This is a genomic window from Gordonia sp. (in: high G+C Gram-positive bacteria), assembly GCF_047606305.1.
Lineage (GTDB): Bacteria > Actinomycetota > Actinomycetes > Mycobacteriales > Mycobacteriaceae > Gordonia.
Genome location: NZ_JASGER010000009.1, coordinates 48500 through 61948, shown reverse-complemented (window position 1 = coordinate 61948; position 13449 = coordinate 48500). Strand labels below are relative to the sequence as shown.

Genomic DNA, 13449 nt, shown 5'->3' with positions numbered 1-13449 from the left:
GGCGGCGCGCGCACCACCGCCACCGCCGCGGCGGGGCGCCGCGGTCACCGACTCCACCACGTGCACCCGCCCGTCGTCGTCGTGCACGACCGCGATCTCGGCACCCGGCGTGAGGTCGCGGGGGTCGAGCGCGGCGACGGCTGCGGTCATCTCCGCGGTGGGTGCGGCGCACGGCTCGGTGACGATCGCCGTGGAGTGGGCCGCGCGAAATCCGACGGCGCCCCGGTCGTCGACGCCGAGGCGGGCCCGGATGCGCCACCGGTGACCCGACTCTCCGCCCGCGACGGCGTCCACCGACAGAGCCGGCGGCGGGGTCAGTCCGCCGATGCGCTCGAGGGCGTCGGCGAGTATTCCCGCCTTGGCCCGGGCGATCGCCGGCACCGTGCCGTAGGCGAGGTCGCAACACCCGGCGCCGGCGGCGGCCGCCGGACAGGACACCGGTACGCGATCGGGCGACGGCGACTGCACCTCGACGGTGCGCGCCCGCCAGAAGGCCGGACGCGAGTCGTCGGTGACCTCGGCGAGAACCGTCTCCCCGGGCAGGGCACCGGTGACGAAGACCACGCGCCCGTCGACACGCGCGACCCCCGCGCCGCCGTGGGCCAGCGCAGTGGTCGTGCAGGTCAGCAATCGTCGCGGCCCCGACATCGGGCTAGCGCCCGACGCCGCGACGGGTCTCCCCCGGTGCCTCGTAGTGCGGCGTGTCTTTGAGCCGGTCCGACGAGCTGAGCAGCCACGGAACGGAGGTCACCATGACCCCGGATTCGAACAGCAGCCGCCCCTTGAGCCGCAGCGCCGACTGGTTGTGCAGAATCTGCTCCCACCAGTGACCGACCACGTACTCGGGGATGAAGACGGTGATGACGTCGCGCGGGTTGTCGCGGCGCACGCGGCGCACGTAGTCGACGACCGGGCGGGTGATCTCGCGGTACGGCGAGGCGATGACCTTCAGCGGCACGGTGAGATCGCTGGCCTCCCATTCGGCGACCAGCTTGCGGGTGTCGCGGTCGTCGACGTTCACCGTGATCGCCTCGAGGGTGTCGGGCCGGGTCGCGCGGGCGTAGCGGACGGCGCGCCGGGTCGCCAGGTGCAGGGAGGACACGAGCACGATCGAGTGGGTGCGCGGGGGCATCACCTCGTCCTCGTCGACGGCGGCGTCGAGCTCGGCCTGCACGTTCGCGTAGTGGCGGTGGATCAGTTGCATCAGCCCGTACAGCAGCGCCATCGCCAGGATCGCGATCCAGGCGCCGGCCAGGAACTTGGTGATCAGCACGACGACCAGGACCGTCGCGGTCATCACCAGCCCGATCGCATTCACGATGCGCGACCGCTGCATCCGCTGTCGTGCGGCGGGGTCGGACTCGGTGCGCAACAGCCGTGTCCAGTGGCGGACCATGCCGGTCTGGCTGAGGGTGAACGAGACGAACACGCCCACGATGTACAACTGGATCAGCTGGGTGACCTCGGCGTGGAACGCGACGATGAACGCGATCGCCGCGAATGCCAGGAAGAGGATCCCGTTGGAGAAGGCCAGGCGGTCGCCGCGCGTGTGCAGCTGTCGGGGCAGGTAGCGGTCCTGCGCCAACACCGAGCCGAGCACCGGGAAGCCGTTGAACGCGGTGTTCGCGGCGAGCATCAGGATCAGCGCGGTCGCCACGGCCACGACGTAGAACGCCGGGGTGAAGCCACCGAACACCGCGTGGGCCAGCTGGGCGATCATCGACCGCTGCTGATACCCGTCGGGAATGCCGGTGAGTTCGGTCTTCGGATCGGCCACGTACTTGACGCCGGCCTCGCGGGCCAGGAGCACCAAGCCGAGCAGCAGGGTGATCGAGAAGGTGCCCAGCAGCAACAGCGTCGTCGCCGCGTTGCGCGACTTGGGCTTGCGGAAGGCGGGGACACCGTTGCTGATGGCCTCGACACCGGTGAGCGCGGCACAGCCCGAGGAGAACGAACGGGCGAGGAGGAACACCATCGCCAACCCGGCCCAGTGTCCCGGTGCCGCGCGCAAACCGTAGTCGGCGGTCTCGGCCCGCACCCCGTCGCCGAAGAAGACCCGCACGAAGCCCCAGACGAGCATGACCAGCACGCTGAAGATGAACAAATAGGTCGGCACCGCGAGCATCGCCCCCGATTCGCGCAGGCCGCGCAGGTTGACCGCGGCCAGCAACAGCACGATGGCGACGCTGAACCAGACTTTGTTCTCGTGGACGACGTCGATCGCCGACCCGATGTTCTCGGTCGCCGAGGCGATCGACACGGCGACGGTCAGGACATAGTCGACGAGTAGCGCACTGCCGACCACCAGTCCCGCGCGCGGCCCGAGGTTGACCGTTGCGACCTCGTAGTCGCCGCCGCCGGACGGATAGGCGTGCACGTTCTGCCGGTAGCTGGCCACCACGACGACCATCACCACCGCGACCGCGAGCGCGACCCACGGCGTGTAGCTGTACGCGGCCAGTCCCGCCATCGACAGGACCAGGAAGATCTCCTGTGGTGCATACGCCACCGAGGACATCGCGTCGGAGGCGAAGACCGGGAGGGCTATCCGCTTGGGCAGCAGGGTTTCGCCCAGCCGGTCGCTGCGAAACGGGCGGCCGACGAGCAGCCGTTTGACGGCGACGGGCACCTGGGACAGCGTGGACACTCCGATCACACTAGGCCCATCCCCCCGATCACGCGAACCCCCGCACCGGGGCGTCGAGCGGGGTTTGCACTCGCCACCGTCTGCCCCGATCCTCGCGGGTGTAGGTTCTCACTCGTGCGAATAGTCATCATGGGCTGCGGACGCGTCGGGGCCTCGCTCGCCGACGCGATGCAGCGCCGCGGTCACGAGGTGTCGGTGATCGACCGCAACCCCGACGCCTTCAACCGGCTCGGCCCCGATTTCACCGGGTCGACGATCCGCGGGGTGGGCTTCGACCGCGACGTCCTCATCCGCGCCGGAATCGAGTCCGCCGATGCCTTCGCCGCCGTTTCCTCCGGCGACAACTCGAACATCGTCGCGGCCCGCGTCGCCCGCGAGACCTTCGGCGTCGAACGTGTCGTGGCCCGCATCTACGACGCACGTCGTGCCGAGGTGTACGCCCGGTTGGGGATCCCGACGGTGGCCACCGTGCCGTGGACGACCGAGCGGTTCGTCGCCGAACTGGACGACGACGTGGACGCCGTCGCCTGGCGCGACCCGAGTGGCAACGTCGACCTCATCCAGATCGAGTTCGACGAGTCGTGGATCGGCACGTCCGTCGCCCGCTTCGGCGAGGAGACCGGCTGCCGCGTGGTCTTCCTCAACCGGGTCGGCCGCCCCATCCTCCCCGAACCGCGGACGGCGCTGCAGGACGACGACCTCGTCTACGCCGCGGTCCGCGCCGCCGATCGGACCGCCGTCCGCGCGACCGCCGCCGCACCGCGACCGGCCCATGACTGATTCCCGAGCAGGAGGCCTGCTGTGAAAATCGCGATCGCCGGTGCCGGCGCGGTCGGCCGTTCCATCGCGCGCGAGCTGCTCGGCAACCGGCACGAGGTGACCCTGATCGAACGCGACCCCTCGCATGTCGAGCCCGACAGCGTGCCCGGAGCCGAATGGGTGTCCGGGGACGCCTGCGAGTTGAGCAATCTCGAGCGCGCCCAGTTGCAGCAGTACGACGTCGTCGTCGCGGCCACCGGCGACGACAAGGCCAATCTCGTCGTCGCGCTGTTGGCGAAAACCGAATTCGCGGTGCACCGGGTCGTCGCCCGCGTGAACGATCCCCGCAACGAGTGGCTGTTCGACGATGATTGGGGCGTGGACGTCGCCGTCTCGACGCCGCGCATCCTGGCCTCGCTGGTCGAGGAGGCGGTGAGCGTGGGCGACCTGGTCCGGCTGCTGTCCTTCCGCCAGGGTCAGGCGAACCTCGTCGAGATGACCCTGCCCGACGACACCCCGCTCGCCGGTCGGCCGGTGCGCAAGCTGGAGCTTCCGCGCGACGCCGCGCTCGTGGCCATCCTGCGCGGGACCCGCGTCATCGCGCCGCAGCCGGACGATTCGGTCGAGGGCGGCGACGAATTGGTGTTCGTCGCCCCCGAGGAGGTCGAGGGCGACCTCAAGGCCGCCATGCGCTTGGACTAGGCGCGCTCGCCGTCGACGTCGTCGAGGGCCGCCACGGTCTCCTCGGAGCGGTCGGCCCGGCGGACCAAGTAGACCGTGGCGAGTACCGCCAGGACGGTCAGCGGCCAGCCCATCGCGATGCGCGTCGTCGCCAGCAGGCCGGTGTGTCCGGTGTCGTAGAGGTTCGACTGCACGAGATAGCGCGCGATGAACACCGCCGCCCACACGGCGGTGGCGAGGTCGTAGGCGATCAGGGTGGGCCGGTGTTTGCGCCACGCGGTGCCCGAGCCGTTGACGAGGTTCCACGCCACCCCGATGAGGGGCCAGCGCACGATGATCGACAGCACGAGCGCGGCCGAGTAGACCAGCATGGTCCAGATCCCGAAGAGGAAATAGCCCTTGGCACTGCCGGTCCGATGGGCGATGTAGGCGCAGATCGCGACACCCAGGAACCCGGACAGCGCCGGGGTCAGATCCTCGCGGCGGGCGAGGCGGTAGAGCAGAATCGCGGTCGCGGTGGCCAGCGCGGCGATGATGGCGCCCCGCAGACCGAACCACGTGTTGGCGGGCACGAACACCAGGATCGGCAGCGTGGAGTAGATCAGGCCGGACACGCCGCCCATCTGCTCGAGCAGGGTCCGGGTCTCGTCGGCGTCGTCGGCGGGTCGGGTGTCGGACTCAGTCACCGGCGAGGTCGTAATAGGGGTTGAAGATGACCTTCACGCCGTCGATCTCACCGACGCGGCCGGACACCCACAGCTTGCGGCCGGGCTCGATCCCCGGGATCCGGTTGCGGCCCAACCACTTGAGCTTGACGGTGTCGGTGCCGTCGAAGAACTCGGCGACCACGCCGGTCTTGCCGTTCTTCGAGCACATTTCCACCGAGCGGAGTTCGCCGAAGATGCGCACCTGCTCCCCGCGACAACAATCCGAGGCCTGCTGCGCGCCCTGGGAGCGCGATTCGTCGGCAATCTCTGCGGCGTCGGAGACTTCCAGGTCCTCGACGAGCATGCGCGTCATCCGTCGCAGATAACCCGCTGCGGTCATCTCACCCCTCCAGGGTTGGTGTTTCGATCCCGTGTGCCCGTCCCAGGGTAGACCTGCGGCAGGATCTAGTCATGCCCAGTCCCACACCGCTGGTCGTGATGCCCGGAACAGGCTCCGACGCCGACTATTGCGAGCGCGCCTTCGGTCCGGCGGCCCGAGCCGCCGGACTGCCTCTCATCGCGCTGGAACCCGGCGGTGACCTGGTCACCGACTACCTGTCCGCGTTGGACGACGCCTCCCGCAGCGGCCCCGTGCTGGCCGGCGGATTCTCCATCGGCGCCGCCGTCGCGACGACCTGGGCGCTGCGGGCCGGGCCGCAGCGGTGCGCCGGTGTGTGGGCCGTGCTGCCGCCGTGGTCCGGGACGCCGGTACGCAGTCCGGCGGCCGCGTCGGCGACGGTCACCGCCGACGCCCTCGAGCGCGACGGGCTGGACGCGACGATCGCCGCGATGGCCGCCGACAGTCCGCCGTGGCTCGCCGACGAACTCGCCCGGTCGTGGAGCCGCCTCTACCCGGGGCTCATCGGTCAACTGCGCGCGGCGGCCGCCCTGGTCGGGCCGACCGTCGACGAATTGGCACAGCTGCGCGTGCCGCTGGCGGTGGTGGTCTCCGACGACGATCCGATCCACCCGCGAGCGGTCGGTGAGCAGTGGGCGGCGGCGGCGGAGCGCTCGGCCGTGCGCTCGACGACGTTGGACGCGTGGGTGCGCGAACCGGCGCTGCTCGGCCGACTGGCCCGCGATGCGTGGACCGAGGCGGCGGGCTAAGAGCGGCGGCGCAACCGCTGCATCGCGGTGCCCTGCGAGATCGGTCCCGTGGGCGGATCGGCGGGCACCGGGGCGGTCGGCTGCACCAGCGGCCCGGGGGCGGACTCGTAGCCCGGCTCGGGCGCGGCGTGCTGCGGCGGCAGGTCGTCGAGGGCGAGCTGTCCTTCGTCGGCGAGTTGGTACTGGGCCATCCGCACCTGCTCGGCCAGCACGTCGGGAAGGATCAGCGGCAGGGGTTCGCGCGGCGGGAACGGATCGGTGCCGCGGCGCACCACCGACTCGGCCAGGACGGCGCGGGCCAACTGCGCCAACTGCATCGCGGTCTCGGGCGGGCCGCTCGCCACACAGCGGACCATCCAGCGCGGCCCGTCCACACCGATGAAACGGTGTGTTTCGTCGCCCGGGACGGCGGCGACGATCTCTCGCCCCCAATGGCCGTCCTCGGTGCGGGCGTCGGCACCGTCGGCGCGGATGGAGTCGGCGAGCTCGCGCACGACCTCTCGCCATTGACCGGGTGATTTGGGTGCGGCATAGGCGGCGACCGTGACCCGGCCGACCGGTGTGAGGAGGTAGACGGCCTCGGGGTGGTTGTCGGCGGACATCTCGACACTCACCTGGCCGCCCTCGACGACCGGGACGAGCACCGAGCCCAGATCCAGGTGCGAGTTGGCCAATTCCTCGGCGGTGGTCGCCAGATCGCCGATGTCGTACGGCCCGGCCGCTTCACCGACCCGCGCATGTCCTGCCATCGATGGCCTCCTCTGCTTCCCCTGTCGTCCGATCGCCTACAGCGCGGCGTGACCGCCGCTCGAGCCGTAGCCGCCGGCGCCGCGGCTCGTGTCGTCGAGTTCCTCGACTTCCTCGAGCTCGGGCAACTCGACGCGCTGAACCACCAGCTGGGCGATCCGGTCGCCGCGCTTGATGACGATCGGCTCGTCCGTGTCGAGGTTAATCAAGCAAACCTTGATCTCACCCCGATACCCGGCATCGATGGTGCCCGGCGTGTTGACGATGGACAGCCCCGCGCGCGCGGCGAGCCCTGATCGCGGATGGATCAGACCGACGGTGCCGTGCGGCAGCGCGATCGCGATGCCGGTGCCCACCAGTTGCCGGCGGCCGGGTCCCAGCTCGGCGTCGGTCGTCGAGTAGAGGTCGACGCCCGCGTCGCCGGGATGGGCGCGTGCGGGGAGCGGCAGATCCTTGTCCAGACGGCGGATGCGCAGGGCGGGCACGGATGACGGAATTCGATCGGGCACCCCCGCAGACTACGCTGAGCGTCGTGACTAGTGACGCCCAGACTGACCGATACGTCGAGCGGCTGTGGGTGCCGCTCTGGTGGTGGTTTGCGGCCGCGGTGCTCACCGCGGTCCTCGGCTACGAGATCCGGCTCGGCGCCCATCGGGCCGCTTGGAGCTGGTGGGCCTTCCCCGTCCTCGCGGTGCTGCTCATCGCGGTTCTGATCTCGGTGAGCCGCCACCGGATCCGCGTCACCGCCGACGGCGAGCTGCACGCCGGCACGGCCGTCCTGCCTCGCGACGTCATCGGCCGCGGCGCCTCGGTGCCGCCCAGTGCCAAGAGTGCGGCGATGGGCCGCCAACTCGATCCGGCAGCATTCCTCGTCCACCACAGCTGGGTCCGCCCGATGGCCCTGCTCGTCCTCGACGATCCCGACGACCCGACTCCCTATTGGCTGGTGTCCACGCGCCACCCGCAGAAGCTGCTCGCGGCGATGGGCATCGCCGATGCCCGTGTGGCCGGCTCGCCCGACGCCCCGACCCCGGTCCCGCCGGAGCGCTCGCGACTGGTCACCGCCGCCAACTCGGTCCTCTATCCGCCGCTGCTCTGGCTCATGTTCCGCCTTCCCCCCGAGACGATCCACCGGATCATGTCCCGCGTGATCCGCGCGGTCGGCACGATCCCCGGCGTCGGCCGGTTGGTCGGGCGCGCCCTCGTCGCCGACGACCCGATCCTGCGCCAAGACGTGTTCGGGACCTCCTTCCCCGCCCCGGTGGGACTGGCGGCCGGGTTCGACAAGGAGGCGGCGGCCACGCGCTCGTGGGGCGCACTCGGGTTCGGCCACGCCGAGGCGGGCACGGTCACCGGCCAGGCCCAGCCCGGCAATCCCCGGCCGCGGCTGTTCCGCCTGCCCGACGATCACGCGTTGATCAACCGCATGGGCTTCAACAACCCCGGGGCGCAGGCAGCCGCCCGTCGGCTCGCGCGCGATCGGCGTCGCCGCGCGGCCTTTCCGGTGCCGATCGCCGCGAATATCGGCAAGACCAAGGCGGTCGATCTCGCCGACGCCGCGGCCGACTACACCCGCAGCGCCGAACTCCTGGGTCCGCTCGCCGACTTCGTGGTGGTCAACGTCAGCTCGCCGAACACACCGGGACTGCGGGACCTGCAGGCCGTCGAGCAGCTCCGACCGATCCTGGCGGCCGTGCGGACCGCCACGGACCGCCCCGTGCTGGTGAAGATCGCGCCCGATCTGGCCGACGACGACGTCGATGCCGTCGCCGACCTGGCCGTCGAAACCGGACTGGCGGGAATCGTGGCCACCAACACGACGATTTCCCGCGACGGGTTGCACTCGCCGGCCGATGAGGTCGCGCGCGCCGGTGCCGGCGGACTGTCCGGCCCGCCGGTGCGGGACCGGTCGCTCGCCGTCCTCAAACGCCTGTATGCCCGCGTCGGCGACAGGCTGGTCCTGATCGGCGTCGGCGGCATCGAGAACGCCGACGACGCGTGGGACCGCATCCGGGCCGGTGCGACGCTGCTGCAGGGCTACACCGGCTTCATCTATGCCGGACCGCTCTACGCCAATCGGATCCACACCGGTCTCGCCGCGCGGGTCCGCGGCGCCGGCTTCGCATCGATCACCGACGCGGTCGGTTGCGACGTCGTCGGTCAGGACGCCTGAGGGGCCCTAGACCTGCTCGTAGGTGCCGACGATGATCGATCGGGCGATCGCGTGGCCGAACAGGTTGAACCCCAGATAGGCCGGCGTTGCCCCATCGGGCAGCTCGAGCGATTCCACGTCCACGGCGTGCACGGCTACGAAGTAGCGGTGCGGTCCGTGCCCGGCCGGCGGCGCGGCGCCGATGTAGCGCTTGAGCGAGGCGTCGTTGGCCAGCGTCACCGCACCCTGCGGCAAGGAGCCCGCCTCACCGTCGCCGGCGCCGGAGTCCAGCGAGGTCACCGACGCGGGGATGTCGGCGACCGCCCAGTGCCAGAAGCCCGATGCGGTCGGTGCGTCCGGGTCGTACACCGTCACCGCGAAGCTGCGCGTCGTCTCCGGGAACCCGGACCAGCTCAACTGCGGCGACACGTCCTGCCCGCCCGCTCCCATGATCCCGCTGACCTGGGCCGGCGCCAGCGCGGCGCCATCGGCAAGGTCGGTGGAGGTCAACGAGAAGCCGGGCAGCTGTGGCAGGGCGGCATACGGGTCGAAGCCAGAAGCGGGCATGGGATTCACCTCTCGGTCGGGCGCACACCCGGGGCGGGCGCGCTGTGCATCAGGAAATGCTCGAAAACCTTGGTACCGAACAACACTGAGTCCACCGGTACGCGTTCGTCAACCCCGTGGAAGAGGGCGGCGAAATCGAGCTCGGGCGGCAGCTGCAGGGGTGCGAACCCGAAGCACCGGATCCCCAGTTTGGCGAAGGCCTTGGCGTCGGTGCCACCGGACAGCATGTAGGGCACCGTCCGACCCTGGGGGTCGTGGGCGAGAATGGCCGCATTCATCGCGTCGACGAGGTGCCCGTCGAAGGTGGTCTCATACGGCTCGAGGTGGGTGACCCATTCGCGGGTGGTGTTCGGGCCCAGGAGTGCGTCGATCTCGGCCTCGAAGGCGGCCTGACGCCCGGGGAGGACGCGGCAGTCGATGACCGCCTCGGCGGTCTGCGGGATCACGTTGACCTTGTAGCCGGCCTGGAGCATCGTCGGATTGGCGGTGTCGCGCAGGGTCGCGCCGATGATGCGCGCCAGCCCGCCGAGTTTGAACAGGGCCGTCTCCAGGTCGGGGGTCTGCACGCCCAGGTCCAGCCCGGTCTCCTCCGACGCGGCGGCGAGGAATTCGGTGACCGAGTCGCTCAACACCAGCGGGAATTGGTGGGCACCGATGCGGGCGACCGTCGCCGCCAGCTCGGTGACGGCGTTGTCGGCGTGCAGGAACGAGCCGTGGCCGGCGGTGCCGGTCGTGCGCAACCGCATCCATGACAACCCCTTCTCCGCGGTCTCGACCAGGTACAGCCGCTTCTGCTCGCCATCGGGCCGGTCGACGGTGAGCGAGAATCCACCGACCTCGCCCACCGCCTCGGTGACGCCCTCGAACAGGTCGGGCCGGTTCTCGACGAGCCAGTGCGAACCCCAGGTCCCGCCGGCCTCCTCGTCGGCGAGGAAGGCGAAGACCAGCTCGCGCGGCGGCACGGTGCCCTCGCGCGCGAATTGGCGCGCGAGGGCGAGCGCCATGCCGGCCATGTCCTTCATGTCGACCGCGCCGCGTCCCCAGATGTACCCGTCGGCGATGGAGCCGGAGAACGGGTGCACCGACCAGTCGGCCGCCTCGGCCGGCACGACGTCCAGATGGCTGTGCACCAGGAGCGCCCCCGCGGTGCTCGCCGGGTCTCCCGGCAGGCGGGCGAAGACGTTGCCGCGACCGGGCTGGCCGGACTCGACGTAGGTGGTCTCGTAGCCGGCGTCGGCGAGCTGGTCGGCCACCCATTTCGCGCAGTCCTCCTCGCCCTTGGTGGTCGACGGATCGCCGGTGTTGGAGGTGTCGAAACGGATCAATTCGGCGATGAGATCGACGACTTCGTCGAGCGCGCGGGAGGTGGTCACCCTCCCATTATGGGGATTTGGGCAATCCCCTCGTCCTCGGCTACTGTTATCGACGCACTGAGTCCGAGTGGCGGAATGGCAGACGCGCTAGCTTGAGGTGCTAGTGCCCTATTAACGGGCGTGGGGGTTCAAGTCCCCCCTCGGACACTTGAACGAGAAGAGTCGACTCTTCCTCGACTGCGACACCGGTATCGATGATTCGCTCGCGCTGCTGTATCTCCTGGCCCGCGGCGACGTCGAGCTGGTCGGGGTGGCCTCCACCGCCGGCAACGTGCCCGCCGACGTGGTCGCCGCCAACAACCTCGCCTGGTTGGACCTGTGCGGCCGCGACGACGTGCCGGTCCACCTCGGATCCCCCGTCCCCCTCGCCGGCGCGCTGCGCACCGCCGAGGACACCCACGGGCCCCACGGCGTCGGCTATGCCTCACTGCCGCCGGCGAACACCGCCCTGTCGTCGGTCGATGCGGCCGGTGCCTGGCTCGCCGCCGCGGACGCGCACCCCGGCGAACTGATCGGCCTGGTCATCGGACCGTCGACCAACCTGGCCCTGGCGCTGCGCGCCGATCCGGACCTCCCGACGAAGCTGAAGCGGCTGGTGATCATGGGCGGCGCCTTCGGCGCTGCGGGCAACACGACACCGGTGGCCGAGTGGAATCTGGTCGTCGACCCGGAGTCGGCCGCCGAGGTCTTCGCCGCCTTCGACCGCCCCGACGCGCCCGATCCGATCGTGTGCGGCCTGAACGTCACCGAACAGATGATCCTGCGGCCCGCCGACGTCGAGCGCCTGCGGGAGTGCGCCGCCGATGCCCCGTTGGTCCACCACCTCGCGGAGGCGCTGCGGTTCTACTTCGAATTCCACCGATCACAGGACGAGGGCTATCTGGCCTACGCGCACGACCCGTTCGCCGCGATGGTGGCACTCGACCCTCGGCGGGTCACCGGCGTGGCCGCGCATGTCGAGGTCGAGTTGACCGGTGCGCTCACCCGGGCGATGACCGTCGCCGACCGGCGCGGGATGCTCGGACCGCCGAACGCCGTCGTCGTCACCGAGGCCGACACGTCGACGATGGTCGACGAGCTGGTCGCGAGCCTCGGCGCTCTCGCGCGACGGGTAACATCGCGCGGGTGAGCGGCCCCGACGAGCAGCACGACCACGAGCACCCGCACAGCGGCGAGGAACTCCTCGAGGCCGACATCCGCGGCACGGTCATCCGGCGGCTCGTGGTCGTCGGCATCATGATCGCCGTCATCATGGTGAGCTCCTACATCATCCCCACCAAGGGCATCGTCGACTCAATCCAGTCGTGGCGGTCGGGCCTCGGTCCGACCTTCCCCATCATCTTCTTCATCTGTTACGCGATCATCACGATGTTCCCGGTGCCGCGCTCGGCCTTCACCTTCTCGTCGGGGATCCTCTTTCCGGCCGCTCTCGGACTCACGGGAGCGATGAGCGCCACCATGTTCGCCGCGGTGGCCTCGTTCATCGGGATCCGGGTGATCGGCCGCGAGAAGGTGCAGCCGTACCTGAAGCAGCCGGTGGTGCGCGCCATCGAGGCGCGTCTGGCGCGGCGGGGCTGGCTGGCGGTGGGATCGCTGCGCTTCATCGCCGCGTGCCCGTTCTCCCTGGCGAACTACACCTCGGCGCTGTCTTCGGTGCGGCTGATCCCCTATACGATCGCGACCCTGTTCGGCGTCTTCCCCGGCACCGCCGCCGTCGTCCTGCTGGGCCACACGGTGACCAGCGGACCGAATCCGTGGCTGATCGCCTCCACCGTCTTCTTCTTCGCGCTGGGCATCGCCGGCCTCGTCTTCGACGCGGCACTACCCGTGCCGGACGACAGCGCCGACGATCAGTCCGCTACTCCGGCGCAGCCGTGACGAAGTCGATCAGCTCCTCCACCGACCGCAGCAGCGGAACCTCGATGTCGCGATAGTCCCGCACACCGGCGAGCACCCGCCGCCACCCGTCCGACGGGGAACCCCACCGCAGGGCGGCACAGATCCCGGTCTTCCAATCGGTGCCGCGTGGGATCGTCGGCCACTGTTCGATGCCCACCGACGCCGGCTTCACCGCCTGCCACACGTCGATGTAGGGGTGTCCACCGACGAGGACGTGCGGGCCGAGCGACTGGGTCAACCGCTCTTCCTTCGAGCCGCTCACCAGATGGTCGACGAGGACTCCGGCGCGCTGCGTCGGCGACGGCTCGAAGTCGACCAGCGCCCGGGCGAGATTGTCCAGACCGTCCAGGCTCTGGACCACCACGCCCTCGGCCCGAAGGTCGTCGCCCCACACCCGTTCGACCAGGGTGGCGTCGTGCACGCCTTCGACGAACAGGCGGCTCGCCCGGGCCACCCGCGCCCGGGACACCGGTGCCTTGCGCGACCCGGAGGCGGTGCGCTGGTCCGACGGTGCCGACGCGGCGGGCGTCGGACGCTCCAGCGTCACCGGCTCACCGTCGATCAGGAAGGCCGCCGGTCGCATGGCGAAGATCCGGGTGGCGCCGTGGCGGTCCTCCAGACGCACGAACAGCCCGTCGTAGGACTTCTCGAATCCGACGACCGCCCCGCAATAGCCGCTCGCGGCGTCCTCGACGACGAGGCCGCGTTCGGCCGGCACGAGGCGATAGCGCGGTTCGCGGCGACGCGGCGACGCCAGGACGTCGCGGCCATAACGATCGCCCGATCCGGTGCTCATGGCTGTCAAGACTA

15 protein-coding genes, 1 tRNA gene and 1 pseudogene are annotated in these 13449 nt (G+C 70.5%); 8 read left to right on the top strand and 9 right to left on the bottom strand.

What is annotated here, in order from left to right:
* The coding region (locus tag QM634_RS01555; protein WP_415041015.1) for a TRAM domain-containing protein at window positions 1-648 on the bottom strand (648 nt) is incomplete at its 3' end.
* 4 nt (window positions 649-652) lie between these two features.
* Window positions 653-2647 carry an APC family permease gene (locus QM634_RS01550; protein WP_415041014.1) on the bottom strand — a complete coding sequence of 665 codons (1995 nt, stop codon included), beginning with the start codon at window positions 2645-2647 and terminating at the stop codon, window positions 653-655.
* Window positions 2648-2761: 114 nt separating this feature from the next.
* Here QM634_RS01550 and QM634_RS01545 point away from each other — a divergent pair, with 114 nt between their 5' ends.
* Together QM634_RS01545 and QM634_RS01540 are read left to right on the top strand one after the other, a co-directional pair.
* Window positions 2762-3427, top strand: coding sequence for a potassium channel family protein (locus QM634_RS01545; RefSeq protein WP_415041013.1), 666 nt, complete (start codon window positions 2762-2764; stop codon window positions 3425-3427).
* Between the two features lie 21 nt (window positions 3428-3448).
* The gene (locus QM634_RS01540; RefSeq protein ID WP_415041012.1) at window positions 3449-4108 is read left to right on the top strand and encodes a potassium channel family protein; all 660 of its coding nucleotides are present in this window, start codon (window positions 3449-3451) and stop codon (window positions 4106-4108) included.
* Here the strand turns inward: QM634_RS01540 and QM634_RS01535 are convergent.
* Window positions 4105-4773, bottom strand: coding sequence for a DUF3159 domain-containing protein (locus tag QM634_RS01535; RefSeq protein WP_415041011.1), 669 nt, complete (start codon window positions 4771-4773; stop codon window positions 4105-4107). The genes QM634_RS01540 and QM634_RS01535 overlap by 4 nt on opposite strands.
* On the bottom strand, window positions 4766-5134 hold the full coding sequence (locus QM634_RS01530) for an OB-fold nucleic acid binding domain-containing protein (RefSeq protein WP_415041010.1): 369 nt from the start codon (window positions 5132-5134) through the stop codon (window positions 4766-4768). Before QM634_RS01530 ends, QM634_RS01535 begins: the two co-directional genes overlap by 8 nt.
* 71 nt (window positions 5135-5205) lie before the next feature.
* On the opposite strand from QM634_RS01530, the gene QM634_RS01525 reads away from it, so the two are divergent.
* Window positions 5206-5901: an alpha/beta fold hydrolase gene (locus QM634_RS01525; protein WP_415041009.1), complete on the top strand. Its 696-nt coding sequence runs from the start codon at window positions 5206-5208 to the stop codon at window positions 5899-5901.
* Here QM634_RS01525 and QM634_RS01520 read toward each other — a convergent pair.
* Window positions 5898-6650, bottom strand: coding sequence for a DUF3710 domain-containing protein (locus tag QM634_RS01520; RefSeq protein ID WP_415041008.1), 753 nt, complete (start codon window positions 6648-6650; stop codon window positions 5898-5900). The genes QM634_RS01525 and QM634_RS01520 overlap by 4 nt on opposite strands.
* A gap of 36 nt (window positions 6651-6686) precedes the next feature.
* Complete coding sequence (dut, locus tag QM634_RS01515; RefSeq protein ID WP_415041007.1) at window positions 6687-7133, bottom strand: dUTP diphosphatase; 447 nt, start codon at window positions 7131-7133, stop codon at window positions 6687-6689.
* 2 nt (window positions 7134-7135) lie between these two features.
* Between dut and QM634_RS01510 the strand changes: the two are divergent.
* Both QM634_RS01510 and QM634_RS01505 read left to right on the top strand, forming a co-directional pair.
* Window positions 7136-7621 (top strand): annotated as a pseudogene (locus QM634_RS01510) (DUF3093 domain-containing protein); the annotation flags it as partial.
* 81 nt (window positions 7622-7702) lie between these two features.
* Window positions 7703-8821: a quinone-dependent dihydroorotate dehydrogenase gene (locus QM634_RS01505; RefSeq protein ID WP_415041019.1), complete on the top strand. Its 1119-nt coding sequence runs from the start codon at window positions 7703-7705 to the stop codon at window positions 8819-8821.
* Between the two features lie 6 nt (window positions 8822-8827).
* On the opposite strand, the gene QM634_RS01500 is transcribed toward QM634_RS01505, so the two are convergent.
* Complete coding sequence (locus tag QM634_RS01500) at window positions 8828-9367, bottom strand: YbhB/YbcL family Raf kinase inhibitor-like protein (protein WP_415041006.1); 540 nt, start codon at window positions 9365-9367, stop codon at window positions 8828-8830.
* 5 nt (window positions 9368-9372) lie between these two features.
* Window positions 9373-10740, bottom strand: a complete 1368-nt coding sequence (locus tag QM634_RS01495; protein ID WP_415041005.1) for a M20/M25/M40 family metallo-hydrolase — start codon at window positions 10738-10740, stop codon at window positions 9373-9375.
* 61 nt (window positions 10741-10801) lie between these two features.
* Here QM634_RS01495 and QM634_RS01490 point away from each other — a divergent pair.
* The 3 genes from QM634_RS01490 to QM634_RS01480 all read left to right on the top strand — a co-directional run bounded on the left by QM634_RS01490 (window position 10802) and on the right by QM634_RS01480 (window position 12618).
* Window positions 10802-10887 (top strand) — tRNA-Leu (locus QM634_RS01490).
* Between the two features lies 1 nt (window position 10888).
* Window positions 10889-11869 (top strand): nucleoside hydrolase, encoded by a 981-nt coding sequence (locus tag QM634_RS01485; protein ID WP_415041004.1) that lies wholly within the window; start codon window positions 10889-10891, stop codon window positions 11867-11869.
* Window positions 11866-12618, top strand: a complete 753-nt coding sequence (locus tag QM634_RS01480; RefSeq protein ID WP_415041003.1) for a TVP38/TMEM64 family protein — start codon at window positions 11866-11868, stop codon at window positions 12616-12618. Before QM634_RS01485 ends, QM634_RS01480 begins: the two co-directional genes overlap by 4 nt.
* On the opposite strand, the gene QM634_RS01475 is transcribed toward QM634_RS01480, so the two are convergent.
* A complete protein-coding gene (locus QM634_RS01475) occupies window positions 12599-13435 on the bottom strand; it encodes a DUF3097 domain-containing protein (RefSeq protein WP_415041002.1) in 837 nt (278 codons plus the stop codon). The two genes, QM634_RS01480 and QM634_RS01475, sit on opposite strands and share 20 nt — an antisense overlap.
* Window positions 13436-13449: the final 14 nt, after the last annotated feature.